This window comes from Ruminococcus sp. (assembly GCF_019423705.1).
Classification (GTDB): Bacteria; Bacillota; Clostridia; order Oscillospirales; family Ruminococcaceae; genus Hominimerdicola.
Genome location: NZ_JAHZAX010000015.1, coordinates 14,626 through 33,027 on the forward strand (window position 1 = coordinate 14,626; position 18,402 = coordinate 33,027).

The following is an 18,402-nucleotide window of genomic DNA, read 5'->3' on the forward strand; positions in this document are numbered from 1 at the left end:
GTCTCCTTTGTATGTATTTCGGCGTAAGCCGTTTATTTTTTGACCGCTGTGCGGTCATTTCGGGGCTTGGGGTGTCCCCAACAAGCATTTGGTGTTTTCGTCCGTGTGCGGCGCAAAATACAATGCTTGCTATTTTTGTTGCGCTGTTGCGCAGTTTTCTGCCTGCTGTATCTCTGTATCTCGCAGGCTTTCGCTGTTCCGTCAGCGAATTTGGAGCTATGCGACTTATCATCTCCGCCGCATTGGTCGGCGGTCATACTCGCTCACGCTCCTGCGTGATGCTCTCAATCATCATCGGTGTCAATATTCTAAACTGGTACGGCGCAGTTATTGCGCAGTCTGGGCGGCAGTTTGGTGAAAGTGGTGGTTGACTGATTCAATAAAAATGATGTATAATAAGTTCAGCAGTAACCCTCAAATTGAATACGGAGGCTGTAGTATGAGAAAATATGCTTTTCTAAAAAATCCTATGAAGTGCAATGAGAGTGATTATATTTACAAAATAATGATTTATCAAACAAAAAACGAAGGGGTTTTCCTATTTCAATATTGCAGTATAGATGCAATTCAATGTTCGTTTGACCAGTATTATAATGATTTGGAAGATGTATATGATGATTGGAATGATGAAATAGATGAAAGAGGTTGGATAGACATTAATGATCCGTTGCCGTTTTGTCAGCACGATGCTTTAATTCCGATTAGAGTAAAAGGGCGTGACATTGGAAAACCTGAATGGGGAAAGTTAGAAACACTTGTCGATGGAGAATGGGTGGAGTATAATCCTAAATAAATGAATGATACTTGCAAGCTGTGTGAGCGTTCTCCGCTCCGCAGCTTTTTCTTTTCCCCGTAACAATGTGTCGAACTGGATAATGCAAGTGAAACAGAAAGTTTGAGCGCAATATCAATAGACACAGAACTGCGTTTCGCGCTATAATATTAACATAGGGTATTATCCCTAAATCCTATAAAAATGTGAGGTGATGTGAATGCGTGGTAATCTGAAAGACAACCAGGCGAAGCTCGACAGCTACGAGAAGTCTATCAAGGCAGCTCTCGAACGTAAACGCAAGGTCATCATGGAGAGCAAGCAGATCGCTTACGATATGCTCTCTGAGCTTTACGGCTTAGAGGGACAAGCGCTTGTCGATACTGCAACCATAGAGCATACGCTGATTGGCAAGCTGACCGCAAGCGGTATGACCTATGACCAGATCGCTGAGCTTGCTGACGATAGCTCTGCCGATACCAACGGCGATGAGGACGATGATTCCGACAGCGACGATAATGCCGACTATCAGACTACGTTCTTCGATAACAAGCACACTCCGTATTCGGATTAACATATATCCGACAACAAGACGATAGCTGTGAGAGGGACGGCAGCAATGCCGTTCCGCACGGCTGTATTCACAAACAACAACCATGAGGGTGATAGATAAAAAGCGATGCCCTCAGACCTATAAGCGTAGATATAGAGAAGCTAAAGGAGATAAATTCGCTATGAACGAAACAACAACTGCCGCCGTTGCGGTAACAGATAACGTGTCCGAGTACCATATCGGGCATACGATTTACAGAGTTAAGACCGTCTTTAACCCCTCTTTTCGGGAGAGCCTGAGCGACATTCTCGCAAGGCTGATAACAGAGGATTGTGAAAAACTCCTCGGTGAAACCGGACAAGAACCCGTACAGCAGGCTGTTTGATTTTGGAATATCGGCGCATTGAAAAAAGAAACGGGGTGCGCTATAATGATAATAGCTTGCTGTATCTGTCGGAAAGTGAGGTTAATATGACAGACAAGATAACAGCTTTATACTGCCGTCTGAGCCAGGACGATATGCTCGACGGTGAGAGCAACAGTATCACAAATCAGAAGGCTATCCTCCAGAAGTATGCCGATGACAACGTCTTTCGCAACACGGTATTCTATGTGGACGATGGTGTGAGTGGAACTACCTTTGAGCGTGAAGGCTTCAAAGCGATGATGACGGACATTGAGGACGGCAAGGTCGCTACGGTAATCACTAAAGATTTGAGCCGTTTAGGTCGTGATTACCTGAAAACGGGTGAGCTGATCGAAATGGTGTTCCCCGACTACGGTGTGCGTTACATTGCGGTCAACGATAATGTCGATACGGCGAAATCCGAGAACGAACTGCTTGCGTTCAAAAATATCTTCAATGACTGGTATGCCCGTGACTGCTCAAAGAAAATTCGTGCGGTGTTCAGGGCAAAGGGACAGTCGGGCAAGCATCTTTGTCCGCCCGTGTACGGCTACAAGAAGTCCGATACCGACAAGAACCTGTGGGTAGTTGATGAGCCTGCCGCCGAGGTGGTACGCAAGATTTTCAAGCTCTGCATTGATGGCTACGGTCCGGTGCAGATCGCCCGTATCTTAACAGAACAGGGTATACCGACTCCGACTGCCTACGCATTATCGCAAGGTCGTGACAACGGACGGCATAACGCAAAAACCTACCGCTGGGGTGCAAATACAATCACCCATATCCTTGAACGCCTTGAATACTGCGGTCATACGGTCAACTTCCGTACGAAAATGAAGTCCTACAAGGTTCACAAAATTGTGTATAATCCGCAGGACGAATGGCAGGTCTTTGAAAATACGCAAGAGCCTATCATCACGCAGGAGACATTCGACTTGGTTCAGGAACTTCGCAAGCATAAGCGCAGACCGCAGAAGATGCAAACGGTTAATCCGTTCGCAGGAATGGTTTACTGTGCCGACTGCGGAGAGAAGATGTATCTGAGCCGCCGCAAGAATGAGCGTCCAGAGCAGGAGCATATGCGTTGTTCCACCTACGCAAAGGAACAGGATAAATGCACCGTCCACTATATTCGTACTTGCGTACTCAACGAAATTGTCCTCGGTGAGCTGAACAAGCTCCTGACGATGGTGCGTGAGAACGAGGATGAGTTCATTCAGACGGCTATGAGCAATTCCGTTCAGCGTAAATCATCGGAGCTTACTAAGGCGAAAAAGACCTTAAAGCAGGCTGAAAAGAGAATCGCTGAACTGGACAAGCTCTTTACAAGGCTCTATGAGGATAATGTTCTCGGCAGGCTGTCAGACGAGCGTTTCACGATGATGTCCGCAGGATATGAGGAAGAACAGACAAAGCTGAAATCAACTGTTGCGGAGCTTACCACATTTGTTGAAACGGCTGAACAGAAGTCCTCCGATGTAACGGCGTTCCTCAATGTCATCAAGCAGTATGAGCATATCACGGTGCTTACTCCGAAGATCATGCACGAACTGATTGACAGGATAGTAGTCCATGAAGCAGACAAGTCCAGCGGAAAGCGAGTCCAGGATATTGTTATTCACTATCGCTTTGATGTGGCGGTATCGACTATATCCGTTGAAACAGGCAAATATGGTAAAAAGGTCGCATAACCGACGGTGTTATGCGACTACACTAAGGGAGAAAAAACTTCTATATCACTACTGTGCTTTTGCACCCGGATTGTCGTTGCCGTAACCTTCGAGGAGGTTTACAACGCCCCACACACCGACACCTGCACCGATCAGGCAGATTACTGACTTGAGGACCGTACAAGCGGTGCTGATGAATGAAGAAGTATCAACTTCACCAGTTGCAGCGAACGCATTAACGCTGAACAGGCAGCTCATAACAGCCATAGTCATCATTGTAAGAATAGCCTTTTTCGTGATCTTGCAGCCCTTTGAGAGCTTTGTGTTTTTGTTTGAGTTTTTCATTAATTTTCCTCCTATGTATGTTTCATATTGTTTTTTACCGTCCGTTATAGATCTAAATAGAATACTGTGTAATATCTGTTTTGGCATTGATTTTTGCCCTGTTTTCTGCACATCTTTTGATGTATTTTTCAATAGAAAACTCCATTGCAGGGTTATCGTCCAATAGATATTTGTAATTTTTATGGCGTGTTATATCATACTTTTCCGAGAAAAACGGACGCACTCCACGAACCTGTAAGATACACTTACCACCATCCATTATGGATATCTCATCTTTTGATAACAACTCCTTTCCAAGTTTCTGATAGTTCAACCCATATGACTGTGACTGTCCTCTGCTTTCGGACGTATTAAAGGCGTCAATAGTTTCCTTGCCCAGACTTTCCGATAATTCGGAAACTGTGGTCTTTTCCTTGCCGCCTAAGAACAGAGTAGTGTCACAGTTGCCCTCAATGGTATCAGCATTATCTTTGTAGACTGATTTTAATTGTGATTTTGCCTGCAAAATAATACTTGCTGATATCTCACGAGATCGAATGGTAGCTATCAGTTTTTCAAACTGAGGTATGTCGCCGATGTTTGCGAACTCATCTAACAAACATCTGACGTGATATTTTAGCTTGCCTCCCGGATTATTATCCGCTTTAGTACAAAGCAAGTTAAAAAGCTGTGAGTACATAATAGCAACGATAAAGTTAAACGTTGCGTCGGTGTCCGAAATGATGACAAATAAGGCAGAAAGTTCATCACCGAGCTTATCAAGACCCAATTCATCATAGCGTGTTATTTCAAGCATTTCGTCAATCGAAAATGGAGCAAGCCTTGTAGAACAAGAGATCAGTATAGACTTAGCCGTCTTTCCGGCAGCCAATTTATACGACTTGTATTGCTTAATCGCAAATGACCCTATTCTACGTTGTTCCGGTGTGAATTCATCATTGCCGAGATCTTCATAGACTTGCGGAACGTCTTCCGCTTCTGAGAACGTATTGTTGATTTTCATTTCTACGAATTTGAAAAGCTCATCTATTGAGTTTTCAAATGTTTCATCGTCCTCACGGCATTCAGAAGCATTGACCATATCAATAAGCGTTTCAAAGTTTTGTTCATCTTCTGGGAAAACGCAGAAAATCATTGCAATATACGCTGTGTACAGCAGTCGTTCAGCCTTTTCCCAAAAATCATCACCGCCAGAAGGCTTATTTCCGTTTGTGTTCTTGATTAAAACGTCAACAAATTTTAAAATATCCTTTTCACGATTATTTTCGCTAATATATGCAAAAGGGTTATAGTGCATTGATTTTGCGAAATCAATCGTATTAAAAACCTTTATGTGATATGGTTCATAAATGGTCTTGCCATTCTTGTCTTTACCTATGGGTCTGCCACGTTCTAGCATTTTGCCACAATCAATCAAAACAGTACCTTTTGGGTCAGTTACGATATATGAACTGTGCATTTGCATAAGATTTGGCTTGACGAAAAAGCGTGTTTTACCTGAGCCTGAGCCGCCGATAACAAGAATATTCTTATTTCTCGCATACTTCGGGTGAGAGGGCTTTCCCATAGTTAATCCCTCTGTTTGTGTTAAAATGACATTGTTATCTGGATTTGAATGATCCATATATGGTTCAATGTCTTTTTCCGTTCCCCAAGCTGCTGAGCCGTATTCCACGCCTTGCCGAAATTTCTTTCTGTTTTTGGATTTGACATACATCAAGAATTTCACCGCAACACCAAATATAGCTCCGAAAAGCAAATCATAAGGATTTAAACTCGGAAGCATTTTGGCAAATACAACACCAAGGTTATTCAGAAATGGCAACATCTTTTCCGAGAAATTACTGCCTTCAGCGGTACGATAAGCACAGGCGATCATATCGCCAGCGTATCCGAATATGAGAAAAGGCAAATTTGTAAGGATAAGCTTTTTTAATTTCTTGAAGTTTACCGTTATTTCAATCATAAGCTATTCTCCATATTTCTTTCACGGACTTTGTCAGCTCGTTCTCGTGGTTGTTTGCTTATCTCAATGGCTCGTTTCTGGAGCTTTTGGCGATCAAAAGAAGCTTTATGCTGGTCAATCTGATTAGTCTTTTTATCCACATACTCATTGAAAGCACGGTTGAAATTATCAGCTTTCTGCGACTGAAAAAAGACGTGATATGTAGGTGGTTCAGTTGATTTATCTCGTTTTAGAGCAAAATCAACATCGTATTTTTTCGCAACATTGAGAAAATCTCGTATGTTATTATCAGTAATTTCAATACTTTCAAGCTTTCCCGATGACTTATTTTCAAGCTGCTTGTATGTGAGCCTGCCTTTCTTCTCGGCTGCGCCGCTTAAAAAATCATTCATAGCCTGTTTTAGCACTTCATCGGTCATTTTACTCGTCTGTATCGTTACATCTATCGTCTTTAACAGACTTTTTTGCAAATCATCAGCCATCTCTTTATTCCTCCGGAACTGTTACCGGTACGTTAAAGACAGGCTGTACGCCGCTTGCAAGCCATTTTTTCAGCTGTTCAAACACTTTATGACATTTATCTTCGGTGTCATAGATTCCAATCTGTATCAGCACATCTTCCTCATTCTCAACCTTGTCTGTTGCCGGCAAGCCAACAATGGCATAGACCTCGCTATCTCCATACGTTCCTTCTGCGATAGAAATTTTCAGCAGATTGTTGTAGTTCACGATTTCCTCCGTCTGTGTGATAATTGTCATTGTCATAATAATTCCTCCTAAAAATATTTGACTTTGTATCCTGTGGATATAAAGTTATAACCATTACATTAATCATAAAGACACGGTTGATCTGACGTCGTTAGAATAATATCCACTTATCGTGCTTGGGGCGTTGTATAGACAGGTCAGTAGATAGTTTCTCCTTTGACTAATTTTGACAGTATTGTTATTAACGCAGTCAAGGACGTACTGTATATGTCCTTCGTCTAGTTTTGCAAACCTCAGCCTTACGAGCTCGCTATCAATGTATTCGCCATTAATCTTGATCGCCGGCTGCGTTGTCAGCTCCGCCCAAGCGATTAGTTCAACTAGCTCATCAATTTCATCGGGACTGTAAAAGTTCAAGCCTGTTTTTGTATTGATGATTTCCAATAAGTAATCGGCATTGACACGCTGACGAACATCTTCTAGTTTGTTGAGATATCCAATCTTATCAATCCTATCCTCCATATTCTTTGCGCTGTTGGACGTCGGCTTTTGTCGATTGTTGTCCTGAATGATAGATAGGTTGGATATCTCAGTATGATTCTCTTGGTTTGGTTCATTAGATAGGACGTCGGTTTTTCCGTCCTCTAGGCGTCGGTTTTTCCGCTCCCTAGAAAGCGGTTTTTCCGCCCTCTTGACGTCGGTTTTAATTTCATAATCGCTTTCTGATTTATTGGGCTGCTCAGAAGTCAAAATATCGTTTGCAGGATTTCCTGCAACTTCATCGTCAATAACTCTCAGGAAGTGACGAACATAGATTTTTGCTGGCTTGCCCTGACCTTGTGATACTCTCTTGATCAGCCCAATACCTTTTTCATCATCAAGTTCCGCCAGTATTTTACTAGCCTTATCTTTCTTGCAGCCTAGCATAGTGCATATATCCTCACGCTTAAAGTAGACAAAGACTTTGCCGTCTTTGTCTGTCCAGCCGTTCTTAGAGGACAGCCCTGCCTTATCGAGCAGCAGACCATAGAGGACTTTAGCTTCACAGGACATATTCTTGAATTTTTCATCAGTAAAAAGCAGCTGAGGAATCGAATAAAACGCAAATTGCTTTGGTTCGTTGCCGTAGAAAAAATCAAACATTATTGTTCTTCTCCTTCCTCTTTCAGCTCTTGCATACGTTCAAGCATATGGCGCATTTCATACAGCTCTTTTTCATCAATCTTCTCGATCAACTGGGCGGTTTCTTTAATGGCTTTAATATGTTCAGCGTTGGTAAAAATCATCGAGAAGAGCATTTTACTTTCCACAGAAAACGCTTCATATTTCTCATTCATAATTTGCTGCGGCAGATAATAATATGGGATTGATCTTGCTGACATAAAATTTCCTCCTAAAAAAAATAAGACGTTTTTCCCTGACAGAAAAACGTCTGAATTATATATTAAATTCAATAAAAAAAGACGTTCCTCAAATTGAAGAACGTCTTACTTTGTATAGTTAATTAAATTAGCCTGCCTGCACGTTTTATTTTTTGTTTCCCTAAGACTGATAAAAGTGATATTGATAGCTGATGTAATCGGCCTTGTGGTCGATATATGCAATAAAAAGAAAAAGAAATAACCGCCCAAAAGCCAAAAGGAAGGTTATTTCTTTCACAGAAAAACTTAAATGGAGGTAAACCGCTTACAGCAGTGTGCCTCTTTTGTTGCCTATATTATAACATATGCAAAAAGCATTGTCAAGTAAAATATGTTTCAATAATGTAATTGAGCACAACCAGCCGCACTCTGTATGATTTAATACTGTGTGCGGTTTATTGTTTTCATAAATATTGTTGTAACATAAAATCCCAACTATGTAGAGAGCTCAATGCAATAGTAGTGCCTTTAGCGACTTTATCCTCGGGCTACAACGTAGAGCGTTCGCAGTACAAAGTATGAAAAAAAAAGCAGCCCCTATTGGAGCCACTCTCATAACTGAACTATCAGTATGTATATATTATAGTCTTGTTAGGGTAAAAATTATAGCGGTTTGTGTGTGAATTTTGTAAAAAAAATGTGTATTATCGAATGCCTTGTGAAACTTTTTTCACACGCTAAACAGGGGAACGATGCGCCGCTCCCCTGTTTTTTTATTCGCTATTTCTTTTTGCTTCTGCCGTTTTCTTTCTTGTTCTTGCCCTCGCCTTTGATCTTTCCTCTTATCCATATCACGATAACGAAAAGGGCTATCACAAGAACTATCAGCACAATAGCAAGCGCTGCATTGAGCACGCCTTTGTACTTGTCAAGAGCGTCGTTCTCTCTTGTGAGGGTCGATGATGAGCTGTCCTTTTTCGTGGTGACCTTGCCCTCATCTGTCTGAACAGTCTCCCCTGCCTGCGCCCTGATTATCGTGATGGTGTAGGTGGTCTTGTTGCCGTCAACGTCTGTGACGGTGATAGTGCGGACGTTTTCACCTACTTGACACTCGCTTGTGCCTGTGTACCAAATGTAATCGGACGGGCTTGCGGTCGTGCCCTCGATCTCGACATTGTCAACTGAATTGTCAACATTTACCGTGTAGTTGTAAACATTGTATGCAAATGCAGGCGAAAGCTGTCCGTGATCGACTGTCAGCGCAGTAAGAACGCCCTTTGTGGGAACGCCGTTTTCGGCTGTGGTGGTCTCAGTCGCTTTCGTTGTCGTGGTGGTAGTTGTGGTCTCCGTTTCGGTCTCAGTTTCGCTGACAACATCGCCGCCAACTGTCACCATTCCGTATGCCGTTGGAGAGCCGATAAGCCGGGAATCGGGAGAGTATATCTGACAGCCCTGCAAATTGAAATTCGCCGTGCCTGTCGAAAGTCCTTTGAAAGTGAATGTAAAAGTCACTTCCTGTGACGTGCTGTCGGGGAAGCCGTTTATTGTCAGCATTCCTCCGCCCCCCGAAGCGTTGTCAGAGGACACGAACTGCACAAGCGAATCGTCATAGGCAAGATTTGCCTGCACGCTGCCAATATCGGAATCTGCGGAAAATGTTATGGACAGCTGAAATTCCTGCCCGGTCATAACCGCATTTTTCGGCAGATAGAAAAATGCCTCACCCGTTGCAAAAACGTTCATTGCGCCGAATCCTACAGCCAGCGCAAGGCAAATGAGCATTGCAAAAAACGTTCTGGATATCCCAGCTTTTCTTTGTCTTCTTTCTGCCGTCATAATTATCACCTTTCCTTAGGGGTCATTGAGTGTAGACCCAGTATTTATCAGACCACGCCCCGTTGTAAGTCTTTCCCCCTGTGACCGTGTAGCTTCTTACACGGACGTAATATTTTTTGTATCTTGCAAGTCCCGACACCGTCTTTTTATCGGTGCGGTTGTTTGTCACCTTGACGCTTTTTGCGCCCTTGAAATCGGCACGCTGAGAATATGATATCTCATAGCCTGTGGCAGAGCCTTTTTGCGCCCAGTCAACAAAGAACCCGGCCTTTGTGCCGTAAATCCGCTGTATCACCTGCTTTGCGGGATAGATAGCAAAGCTTTTCGTGATAACGCCGCCGTAAATTCCCTTGCCTGTGATGATGACCTTTGCCGTGCCGACCTTTGTGTTTGCGGAATATTTCACGGTGTAGTCTGTGCCGTTTTTAAGGGTCTTTGCGCCGTATTTTACAGTAATGTTCTGCGTGATAGCCTTGCCTGTAAAGGTCTTTGAACCAATGCCGCTGACCTTGGCGTTTGCGAAATTAGTCTTTGCGGTCACAACGCTTTTAGCGTCCGACCAGCCGCCGTAATAGGTCTTTCCGCCCTTGACTGTATAAGAGCGAACTCTTACATAATATGTCTTTGAAGCACCCAACCCGAGGACTGTCATAGTGTCGGTCTTGTTGGTGGAGAGCTTGTTTGTAGTGGCATTCGTGAAATCAGATTTTGCGCTGTACTGTACTTCATAACCCGTGGCAGAACCTTTCTTCACAAAGTCTACAAAGAAGCCCTTGTATCTTGTTTCAAGCGCCTGTATCTGCTGTTTTGCTGGGTTGATAACAAAGGTCGCAGTCTGCTTGCCCTTGTAATTGCCGTAAAATTCTACCGATATCTTTCCGGTGCCCACATTGACGTTTGAGGAATACAGCACCATATAATCAATATACGGCTCAAGGGTCTTAGTGCCGTCCTTTACAAGCACATCTGGGGATATGGCCTTGCCCGTGAACGACATCGGCGTTGGGTAATAAAGCTTGAACTTTGAGGCGTCCTTCGGCTGGATAGTAAAGCTTTTCGCTGTCGAGCCGCTGTATTCGCCCTTGCCAACGAAGGTCATTTTTGCTTGTCCTGCGTTCTGATTGTTCAAATAATAAACAGCGTAATCCTCGCCCTGTTTGAGCTCTTTTCCCTCATAGGTCAGCTTGACGTTTGGCTGCTGGATAGCCTTTCCCGTGTATGTGAAAGTGCTCTTGAAGCCCGTGATCTCGCAGTCTGCAATAAGCTTGCTGTCGGAATACTCTGCCGTAATGGTCATATCCTCTGTGACGTTTTTATAGTCCTTATCCCAGCCCGTAAAGCGCAAGCCCTTTATGGAAGGCGCTTTCGGCGCTTTTGCGGACTTGCCGTATTCAGCAGTCTGCTGACTGAGCACATTGCCGTCCTTATCCACAAAAGTTACATTATATTGGTAAGCTCTCCAAGCGGCATAAAGGGTCTTTGCGCCGTCGGAATAAGAAACGCTCTCGATCTTATCCCCCGAAAGTGCGGCGTTATCGTACCAGCCTGCAAAGTCTGCGCCCTCTTTTGTTGGCTCACAAAGCGCAACGCTTTCGCCCTCGCTTAGATATTCGGGATTGTCAGCGCTGTTTGTTCCTCCATTCAGAACATAGTCGATAGTTACAGATTTCGCTTTAACAAGCTTTGCATTTACCGTGCTGTCCTTGGTGAAAACTGTGTCCGCACCGACTGCAACGCCGTCTTTATACCATTTTAAAGCGTAGCCCTCCTGCACATCGACAGTCGGATATTTCACCTTGCCGTCCTTATCTGTGCAGGCGTAATGCTTGCCGTCGGGGGCTTCAAATGTTATCTTGTGTGAAGCCTGCTCATCAGCACGAGTGAGCCGTGCTTTGCCGCCGACCATTGTCCAATTTCCGCTGTCCGCCTGCTTTTCGCCAACAGTATTCAGCGAATAGGCTGCGGAGCTTGTAACATTTGACAAAGCCGTTTTCTTAACATTGCTGTCAGTAAAGTTGCCGTTATACCAGCAGTCAACATACTGCTGCCCGTAATAAGCGTCATTATCAATGCTGCCAACAATGGCTTTTGCCTTTGAACTGCTTGATTTTGTGAGATCAGAAGCGCACTCGGTCAAGGTCAGCGAACCTGCCTTGCCAACGATACCCCCTGCGGAGCTTGTGCCCTTGACAGTTCCGCTGAATGTGCAGCGCTGGATAGATACTGCATCAAATCCGCCAACGATACCACCTGCGTATTTGCCGCTGACAGTTATTTTCTCTGCGCTGAGATCTCTTATCTGCGCCCTATCCGCTGCATATCCGAACAGACCTGCATAAGAATTATTTTGGATAACAGCATTTTTCAGAACGTGTCCGTTGCCGTCAAAATATCCGCAGAAAGGATCAAAATCCGTTCCCACTGCCGATATTTTTGCGCCGCCGAAGTCGATATCGCTTTCAAGGATGACACGCTTCCCTGCGAAGCTTTCGCCGCCTGACACACGCTTTGCGAAGCTTTTCCAGTCCGCCGCCGTTTTTATAACAAGGCTCTGCTCCTTGATCTCTTTTGCCTTTGCCTTGATAAGAAGCTCGGCGTTGATGATATCGTTCTTTGAGGCGTTTTCGTCCGCAATGACTTTCTTGCCCTTTTGGACTTCACGCTCGTAACCGCTCTTGTTCTCATATTTTGCCACAAGGGCTTCAAGCTCGCTCTTGTCGGCGTTGTCGATATCGTCAGTATAGGCAAATATCATCGGCTGACCTGTGTAAGCGTCCTCGTCGGTTATGTCCGTCCAGCTGTCGCCGTCGTTGGAAATATACGCCTGCCCAGGCTTCAAAAGCCCATCGGTGTAGCCATAAACTGTCACATATCCTGCGCCGCCATCGTTGCTGAAAGTCACCACAACAGAATATCTTTCGCCCTTGTCAAGCTCAACATCGGGGATATCAACGGTATAGAACCCGTCGCTCTGCACCTTTCCGCTGACCTCACATTCAAGTAAGCCAACAGGGGTGCTGTCGGAGACGGAAGTGTAGACCTGCACGGTATAATCCGCCTTGCCCGTGTTGCCGAGATACATAAAGCCGACCTTGTCAAGAAGCTCGTCATTTTCGGCGGTGAAAACGTCTGCGCCGCTCATTTTCTTCTCGTTGAAAACATAGAACATCGAATTGCTGGGATTTGCAGGATAATTGTAGCTGTTATCGCAGCTTTCCGTCAGGTCGAAAGCCACCCAGTCGGTCATTTCAGCCTCTTCATAGGATATCCAGTAATATCCGTCCGTGCCGCTTGAAACTCCCCAAGAGCCTTTCACCAGCCAAGCGCCGTTTTTCTTTGGCCGATAGCCTGCGAGGAAGTTGGTTTTGCTGTAATTATCGTCCCAGCCCACAACGCTTACAGCGTGGTTGATACTGCTGTTTTTCGTGGTCTCGGGGTCGTAATAGCTCTTGTCATCGGCGGTCATATATGCGCCGTCCGCATAATAGCTCACCATTACGCCGCCGCATTCTTTTATCCTGTTTTTTATGGCAGTCTTTCCGCCTGTGATCGTCGAAGCGTAGTTGAGCTGATATTCGCAAACGCCCTTTTTCTCCTCAGATACGATAGTGGCGTCCGTGCCGTCTGATACGAAAGGCTCGTATTCCTCATAGCACAGCCCCCTATGGGCAGCCATTGCAAGTGACGAATCCATCCAGTTTCCGCCGCAATCCCATATAGAATCGTCAAATCCGCCGTTTGCATATGTAGAAAGTGCAAGGCTTGCCACGGAAAACTGCACGTTCTGATTTTCAAGTCCCTTTGTGATAAGATTGCTCTCAGCGCAGGAAAGCGCCGCAAATGCCCAGCAAGTGCCTGTTTGGAACTGATTTTTGACAGTCGTCAGCGTGTTTTTTGACCTTGGGTCGTACTTTGCAGGCAGCGAAGCCGCCGCTTTCTGCGCATACGCCGAAACACCGCCGCCAACGTCTGTATCCGTATCATCGCTATCCGAACTATCCGATTTTTCCAGACCTTCCATTTCATAGCCGTAGCCGTTATCTGTGAAAATTATCCTGCCCGTCTTGAATTTCTGGCTGTCATTATCCGCAATATCAGTCATATCGGCAAAGACTGCGCAAGGAAACTGCGCCGATAATACCGCCGCCGTCAAAATGGCAGCGCATTTAAATATCACCCTCATAAAATTCTCCCTTCTGCCCTATATCATTTTTAGTTGTCTTTTGTTCTGTCTGTATTTTTTTATGTTATAGCTATCTTTCTTGTGTACTCATTTGAAACGCACCTGCCGTAAGCCGCAGTCTCACGCAGCTTGACGGCGTTTTTCTCTAGGAACGCCACCCTCTTTGCATATTCCGAAGCGCTCTCAAGCTTTTTCAGCGAGGTGTCATATTCGAGCGTTCTGTTATCAGCCTCGGCGAGTATCCTTGTGCCAGTGTGGTTGAACGCCAAAATGCGTCCGTATGGCACTTCCATAATGTCCGAACGCCTTATGCCCAAAACAAGGTGGAGCACCATTCGCCTTACCCTCGCCATTGTGATATTTTTCGACTTGAGCCGCTGCTCAAAGGTCACAAAGTCCTCGGGGCAGGAATTTACCACCGACATAAACCTGTTTGCAAGGTGCTCATCGCAATCGGGCAGGTCAAGAAAATCCTCCTTTGAAGCGGTACAAAGCTTAAAAAGTATCTCTCTGCCAGCGCTTTTCGTCAACGATGGCGTTAGACCCTCAAAGCCTCTCGGCACATACTGCGACCAGCTTGCGCCCTCTGCGATAAGCTCTCTTATGTGTGAAGCGGAAGCAAAAGTTCCCGTGACTTTCGGTGAATCGTGCTCAACGCCCTCACGCTTTATGGCATATGGCTGTATCCACGGCGCAATGCGCTTTACAGCCTTTATATACTCCACTGCCAACACGTTGTTCGGCGTTGAAAATACCTCTGCCATTCTGCCGCAAAGGCTCACGGAAGCTTCATACATCGCTTGCGGATAAGTCTTGCCCTCTGCCACAAGTTCCCTCACCTGTTGTGAATTTTCCAGCATTGCGGATATCTCCGCCGCCTGCTCGAGAGTGTGCCTATCGCCGCTTTCGCTGCCGAAAGACAGCATATCAACAACGCCTTCGCCAAGTCCTGCCATAAGCCTTACCGCCGAACGTGCGAAAATCTCGCTGTTTGAGCAGGAAAAGGGGCAAGGCAGCTCAATAACAAGGTCTGCGCCGTTTTGAACAGCTATCTGCGCCCTGTCATATTTTGAAAAAACTGCCGCCGTGCCACGCTGAACGCAATCGCCGCTCATTATGACGACAACGCCCTCTGCGCCTGCTTTTCTTGTTGCCTGAAGCTGAAATTTGTGTCCGTTATGGAACGGATTGTACTCTGCTACTACACCTGCGATCCTCATTTTTAAAATCCCCCGAATTTTATTTTTATCAAAGTCTTTTCGCCCCTATATCATTAGTTGCAAAAAGCCTCGTTTGGTTACAACTTTAAATGTAAAACAGCTTAATAGCTATTGGCTTTATCCATATATGAATATTATGCACCCACCAGCCTGTTTTATGGTTATGACAGTTATAACAGTCGGTGTAAAATTGCGATAAAAAATTGTGCAATATGTATATTTATGAAAAAAGCCCTTGAAATTTATCATTAACATTGATATACTATAAGTATATGATATTATGGGCATAAAGTCAAGCCCGTTATCTGACACATTATAACGAGAGGAGATTTTTTACCAATGAAAATCTTAGTAGTAAACGCAGGTTCTTCCTCGCTGAAGTATCAGCTTCTCGATATGACTGACGAGTCAGTTATCGCAAAGGGAAACTGCGACCGTATCGGTGTTGACGGCCACGTCAGCGCAAAGACAGGCGACGGCAGACATATTGAAGAAGATTGCAGCTTCCCAACTCATACTGAGGCTTTTGAGAAGCTTGTTGAAGTTCTTACCAGCGGTGAGACAAAGGTCATCGACTCAATGTCTGAAATTTCCGCAGTCGGCCACAGAATAGTACAGGGCGCAGAAGTTTTCAAGGAGACTTGCCTTGCGACTGACGAAGTTATCGACAAGATCGACGATCTCGCTGAGCTCGCACCTGTTCACAACCACCCACACGCACTTGCTCTGAGAGCCTGCAAGGCTGTTATCCCAGAGGGCACGCCACAGGTAGTTGTATTCGATACAGCTTTCCATTCCACAATGCCAAGAAAGGCTTACCTCTATGGTCTGCCATATGAGTGCTATACTGATCTTCACGTTAGAAAGTACGGCTTCCACGGAACATCACACAGATATGTTTCCGGCGAGCTTGCAAAGATTATGGGCAAGCCTATCGAAGAGCTCAAGATAGTTTCCTGCCACCTTGGCAACGGCTCTTCAATCACAGCTATCAACGGCGGCAAGTCAGTTGATACATCAATGGGCTTCACTCCTCTTGACGGACTTGTAATGGGCACACGCTGCGGCTCTGTTGACCCTTCAGCAGTTGACTTCGTTGAGAAGAAAATGGGCTTCACACCAGATCAGATGACAGAGTATATGAACAAGAAATCGGGATTCCTCGGCCTTTCGGGTATCGGCTCTGATAACAGAGATATCCAGGCTGCCGCAAGTGAGGGCAACGAGAGAGCGCTTATCGTAAGCGAGATCTTCGCATATCAGATCAAGAAGTTCATCGGTTCTTATGCCGCAGTTATGAACGGCCTTGACGCAGTTATCTTCACAGGCGGTATCGGCGAGAACGCACCGGAAGTAAGAGCTGCAGCTTGTTCAAACCTCGATATCCTCGGTATCCATATCGACGCAGAAAAGAACCTCTGCCGTGGTATCTGTCAGGAAATTTCAGCTGACGACGCAAAGACAAAGGTTTACGTTATCCCAACAAACGAAGAGCTTCTTATCGCAAGAGATACATTGGCTCTTATCTCAAAGTAATTATCAGATAATATTACATAAAAAGGGCGGAAAAACTCCGTCCTTTTTTTATTGCCAAAAACCAAGCGAACGAAGTTCGCAACAGAGAAATTCATCGCCGCTAGGCGATACCTTCATTCCTCATTCCTCACTTCTCATTCCTCACTAAACAAAAATCGCCACAGAGCTTTGACCCTGCGGCGAAAATATCAAAAGTATAAAAACATAACAAGCAGAAATTACTCCGCTCCCTTTTTTCTGAGAACATTGAGCACCGTCATAAACAAAAGCTTGATGTCAAGCTTAACAGACCAGTTCTCTATGTAATCCGTGTCAAGCTTTACGACCTCCTCAAAATCTGTGATGTCCGATCTGCCCATCGCCTGCCACATTCCTGTGATACCCGGCTTGAAGCTCAGCCTGTTCTTGTGGTGAAGCTCATACTGCTCAAACTCGTCAATAGTTGGCGGCCTTGTGCCAACAAGTGACATATCTCCCTTGAACACGTTCCAAAACTGCGGAAGTTCGTCAATGCTCGTCTTTCTGATGAACTTGCCGACCTTTGTTATTCTCGGGTCGTCGTCCATTTTGAACATAAGTCCGTCCATTTTGTTCTGCGCCATAAGCTCAGCCTTGCGCTTGTCAGCGTCTTGATACATCGAACGGAACTTGTATATCTTGAACTTTCGGCCGTTCCTGCCCACTCTTATCTGACTGTATACCGCCGGACCTTTCGATTCAAGCTTGATGGCCGGCACAACGAATATGCTTATTATTCCCGTGAGGATAAGTCCCACCAGCGAACCTAAAATGTCTATCGCACGCTTTTCAACAAGCTGTCTGTGCGTTATCATATTGTTGCTTGTGGTGAGCACGTTGAAGCCCGAAAACTTTTCCACCCTTACGTTCGGCATATCAAAGCTCAGATTATTGAGCACAACTCTTACGGTAACGCCCATTGACTGGAAGTTTTTTACAAGCTTTTGCAGCTCGGGATTGTGATATCCTGCGTGGATAAGCACCTCGTCCACAACGTCCGTCCTTGCGATCTCCATAAAATTGTCAACATTTGCGTCGATCTTTCGTCCGTCGATCTCAGTACCGATCATATCCTTGTCGATAACAGCGATATGAGTGCAAACGCAGTCCCAAACTGTGTTCTTATCGGCATTTGCGAAAACCTCGCTGAGCCTGTCGGAAGTCGTGACCACCATAAGTCTGCTCATTTCAGAGCTTCGCTTATAGTTTTTCACGATAACGTGCTTGGCAAAAATTCGCTCACCGTATGTGAGTACACCGCAGACTATTGCAAAGATGATAAGAAATCCTCTCGAATAATTTGCGCCGATCCGCAAGAACAGCAGACAGCAGGACAGTATGAATATCGTGCAAAGTACAGATTTTCCCGTCGCAAGCAGCTCGTGGAAATAGCCACGCTGGAAAAAGTTTCTAAAGTTCTTCGTGAACGCATTGGAACAGAACGAAGCCAGCACCGCAAGCGTCAAAAGCACGCCGTACTTGTCTGGGGTAGCCATTACCCCACCGAATCTTATTACTGCACTGATGAGATATGCCACGATAAGGCATAAAACGTCAGCGATATACAAAGTTGTGAAATACTTGGATTCACGCTTTATATACAAATTCTTTCACTCCTTGATGATAAGCCCCTTTATCTCTAATATTATACACTTTTTTCAACAAAAGGTCAATAGTTTACACGAACTTTGAATAAAAATCAACAAATTTATTAATGCGGTACAATTTTCATCAAAGTCTTTGGTGATTATTACAATAAGTTCAGATATGAAACAAAAGTGTATCCTAAGTATACAAAAAGACCCGCATTTACGCAGGTCTTTCAAAA

15 protein-coding genes and 1 pseudogene are annotated in these 18,402 nt (G+C 44.9%); 6 read left to right on the forward strand and 10 right to left on the reverse strand.

Translation table 11 applies throughout. The features are described from left to right. The first annotated feature begins 11 nt into the window (after window positions 1–11). The 5 genes from QZ371_RS10920 to QZ371_RS10940 all read left to right on the forward strand — a co-directional run bounded on the left by QZ371_RS10920 (window position 12) and on the right by QZ371_RS10940 (window position 3,422). Complete coding sequence (locus QZ371_RS10920; protein WP_295213077.1) at window positions 12–371, forward strand: hypothetical protein; 360 nt, start codon at window positions 12–14, stop codon at window positions 369–371. Window positions 372–439: 68 nt separating this feature from the next. Next, window positions 440–793: a hypothetical protein gene (locus tag QZ371_RS10925; protein ID WP_173564290.1), complete on the forward strand. Its 354-nt coding sequence runs from the start codon at window positions 440–442 to the stop codon at window positions 791–793. 199 nt (window positions 794–992) lie between these two features. Beyond that, entirely contained in the window at window positions 993–1,346 is a 354-nt protein-coding gene (locus QZ371_RS10930) for a hypothetical protein (RefSeq protein WP_295213079.1), read from the forward strand. Window positions 1,347–1,506: 160 nt separating this feature from the next. Continuing rightward, window positions 1,507–1,710 carry a hypothetical protein gene (locus tag QZ371_RS10935; RefSeq protein ID WP_295213081.1) on the forward strand — a complete coding sequence of 68 codons (204 nt, stop codon included), beginning with the start codon at window positions 1,507–1,509 and terminating at the stop codon, window positions 1,708–1,710. 86 nt (window positions 1,711–1,796) lie between these two features. Further along, on the forward strand, window positions 1,797–3,422 hold the full coding sequence (locus tag QZ371_RS10940) for a recombinase family protein (RefSeq protein ID WP_295213085.1): 1,626 nt from the start codon (window positions 1,797–1,799) through the stop codon (window positions 3,420–3,422). Between the two features lie 51 nt (window positions 3,423–3,473). Here QZ371_RS10940 and QZ371_RS11620 read toward each other — a convergent pair. The 9 genes and pseudogenes from QZ371_RS11620 to QZ371_RS10985 form a co-directional block, all read right to left on the reverse strand. After that, a pseudogene (locus QZ371_RS11620) lies at window positions 3,474–3,596 on the reverse strand (Maff2 family mobile element protein); the annotation flags it as partial. A 202-nt stretch (window positions 3,597–3,798) separates the two neighbouring features. Further along, entirely contained in the window at window positions 3,799–5,712 is a 1,914-nt protein-coding gene (locus QZ371_RS10950; RefSeq protein WP_295213089.1) for a VirD4-like conjugal transfer protein, CD1115 family, read from the reverse strand. Beyond that, window positions 5,709–6,194 (reverse strand): PcfB family protein, encoded by a 486-nt coding sequence (locus tag QZ371_RS10955; protein WP_295213097.1) that lies wholly within the window; start codon window positions 6,192–6,194, stop codon window positions 5,709–5,711. The genes QZ371_RS10950 and QZ371_RS10955 overlap by 4 nt, the downstream gene beginning before the upstream one ends. Window positions 6,195–6,198: 4 nt before the next feature. Continuing rightward, a complete protein-coding gene (locus QZ371_RS10960) occupies window positions 6,199–6,477 on the reverse strand; it encodes a hypothetical protein (RefSeq protein ID WP_295213104.1) in 279 nt (92 codons plus the stop codon). Window positions 6,478–6,543: 66 nt separating this feature from the next. Then, window positions 6,544–7,563, reverse strand: coding sequence for a replication initiator protein A (locus QZ371_RS10965; protein WP_295213111.1), 1,020 nt, complete (start codon window positions 7,561–7,563; stop codon window positions 6,544–6,546). Further along, window positions 7,563–7,802, reverse strand: a complete 240-nt coding sequence (locus tag QZ371_RS10970) for a hypothetical protein (protein WP_295213116.1) — start codon at window positions 7,800–7,802, stop codon at window positions 7,563–7,565. Before QZ371_RS10970 ends, QZ371_RS10965 begins: the two co-directional genes overlap by 1 nt. 759 nt (window positions 7,803–8,561) lie before the next feature. Continuing rightward, window positions 8,562–9,617: a cadherin-like beta sandwich domain-containing protein gene (locus QZ371_RS10975; protein ID WP_295213121.1), complete on the reverse strand. Its 1,056-nt coding sequence runs from the start codon at window positions 9,615–9,617 to the stop codon at window positions 8,562–8,564. A 22-nt stretch (window positions 9,618–9,639) separates the two neighbouring features. Then, window positions 9,640–13,800 (reverse strand): C1 family peptidase, encoded by a 4,161-nt coding sequence (locus QZ371_RS10980; RefSeq protein WP_295213133.1) that lies wholly within the window; start codon window positions 13,798–13,800, stop codon window positions 9,640–9,642. 59 nt (window positions 13,801–13,859) lie between these two features. Next, window positions 13,860–15,020 carry a nucleotidyltransferase family protein gene (locus QZ371_RS10985; RefSeq protein WP_295213134.1) on the reverse strand — a complete coding sequence of 387 codons (1,161 nt, stop codon included), beginning with the start codon at window positions 15,018–15,020 and terminating at the stop codon, window positions 13,860–13,862. Window positions 15,021–15,359: 339 nt separating this feature from the next. On the opposite strand from QZ371_RS10985, the gene QZ371_RS10990 reads away from it, so the two are divergent. Further along, complete coding sequence (locus QZ371_RS10990) at window positions 15,360–16,556, forward strand: acetate kinase (RefSeq protein ID WP_295213135.1); 1,197 nt, start codon at window positions 15,360–15,362, stop codon at window positions 16,554–16,556. 218 nt (window positions 16,557–16,774) lie between these two features. Here the strand turns inward: QZ371_RS10990 and QZ371_RS10995 are convergent, their stop codons facing one another. Continuing rightward, window positions 16,775–18,178: a sugar transferase gene (locus QZ371_RS10995; protein WP_295213137.1), complete on the reverse strand. Its 1,404-nt coding sequence runs from the start codon at window positions 18,176–18,178 to the stop codon at window positions 16,775–16,777. Window positions 18,179–18,402: the final 224 nt, after the last annotated feature.

What these genes read in the sequence shown, in the direction of transcription:
- QZ371_RS10920 (WP_295213077.1), top strand. Translation starts at nt 12, where the DNA reads ATGTATTTCGGCGTAAGCCGTTTATTTTTTGACCGCTGTGCGGTCATT.
- QZ371_RS10925 (WP_173564290.1), top strand. Translation starts at nt 440, where the DNA reads ATGAGAAAATATGCTTTTCTAAAAAATCCTATGAAGTGCAATGAGAGT.
- QZ371_RS10930 (WP_295213079.1), top strand. Translation starts at nt 993, where the DNA reads ATGCGTGGTAATCTGAAAGACAACCAGGCGAAGCTCGACAGCTACGAG.
- QZ371_RS10935 (WP_295213081.1), top strand. Translation starts at nt 1,507, where the DNA reads ATGAACGAAACAACAACTGCCGCCGTTGCGGTAACAGATAACGTGTCC.
- QZ371_RS10940 (WP_295213085.1), top strand. Translation starts at nt 1,797, where the DNA reads ATGACAGACAAGATAACAGCTTTATACTGCCGTCTGAGCCAGGACGAT.
- QZ371_RS10950 (WP_295213089.1), bottom strand. Translation starts at nt 5,712, where the DNA reads ATGATTGAAATAACGGTAAACTTCAAGAAATTAAAAAAGCTTATCCTT.
- QZ371_RS10955 (WP_295213097.1), bottom strand. Translation starts at nt 6,194, where the DNA reads ATGGCTGATGATTTGCAAAAAAGTCTGTTAAAGACGATAGATGTAACG.
- QZ371_RS10960 (WP_295213104.1), bottom strand. Translation starts at nt 6,477, where the DNA reads ATGACAATGACAATTATCACACAGACGGAGGAAATCGTGAACTACAAC.
- QZ371_RS10965 (WP_295213111.1), bottom strand. Translation starts at nt 7,563, where the DNA reads ATGTTTGATTTTTTCTACGGCAACGAACCAAAGCAATTTGCGTTTTAT.
- QZ371_RS10970 (WP_295213116.1), bottom strand. Translation starts at nt 7,802, where the DNA reads ATGTCAGCAAGATCAATCCCATATTATTATCTGCCGCAGCAAATTATG.
- QZ371_RS10975 (WP_295213121.1), bottom strand. Translation starts at nt 9,617, where the DNA reads ATGACGGCAGAAAGAAGACAAAGAAAAGCTGGGATATCCAGAACGTTT.
- QZ371_RS10980 (WP_295213133.1), bottom strand. Translation starts at nt 13,800, where the DNA reads ATGAGGGTGATATTTAAATGCGCTGCCATTTTGACGGCGGCGGTATTA.
- QZ371_RS10985 (WP_295213134.1), bottom strand. Translation starts at nt 15,020, where the DNA reads ATGAGGATCGCAGGTGTAGTAGCAGAGTACAATCCGTTCCATAACGGA.
- QZ371_RS10990 (WP_295213135.1), top strand. Translation starts at nt 15,360, where the DNA reads ATGAAAATCTTAGTAGTAAACGCAGGTTCTTCCTCGCTGAAGTATCAG.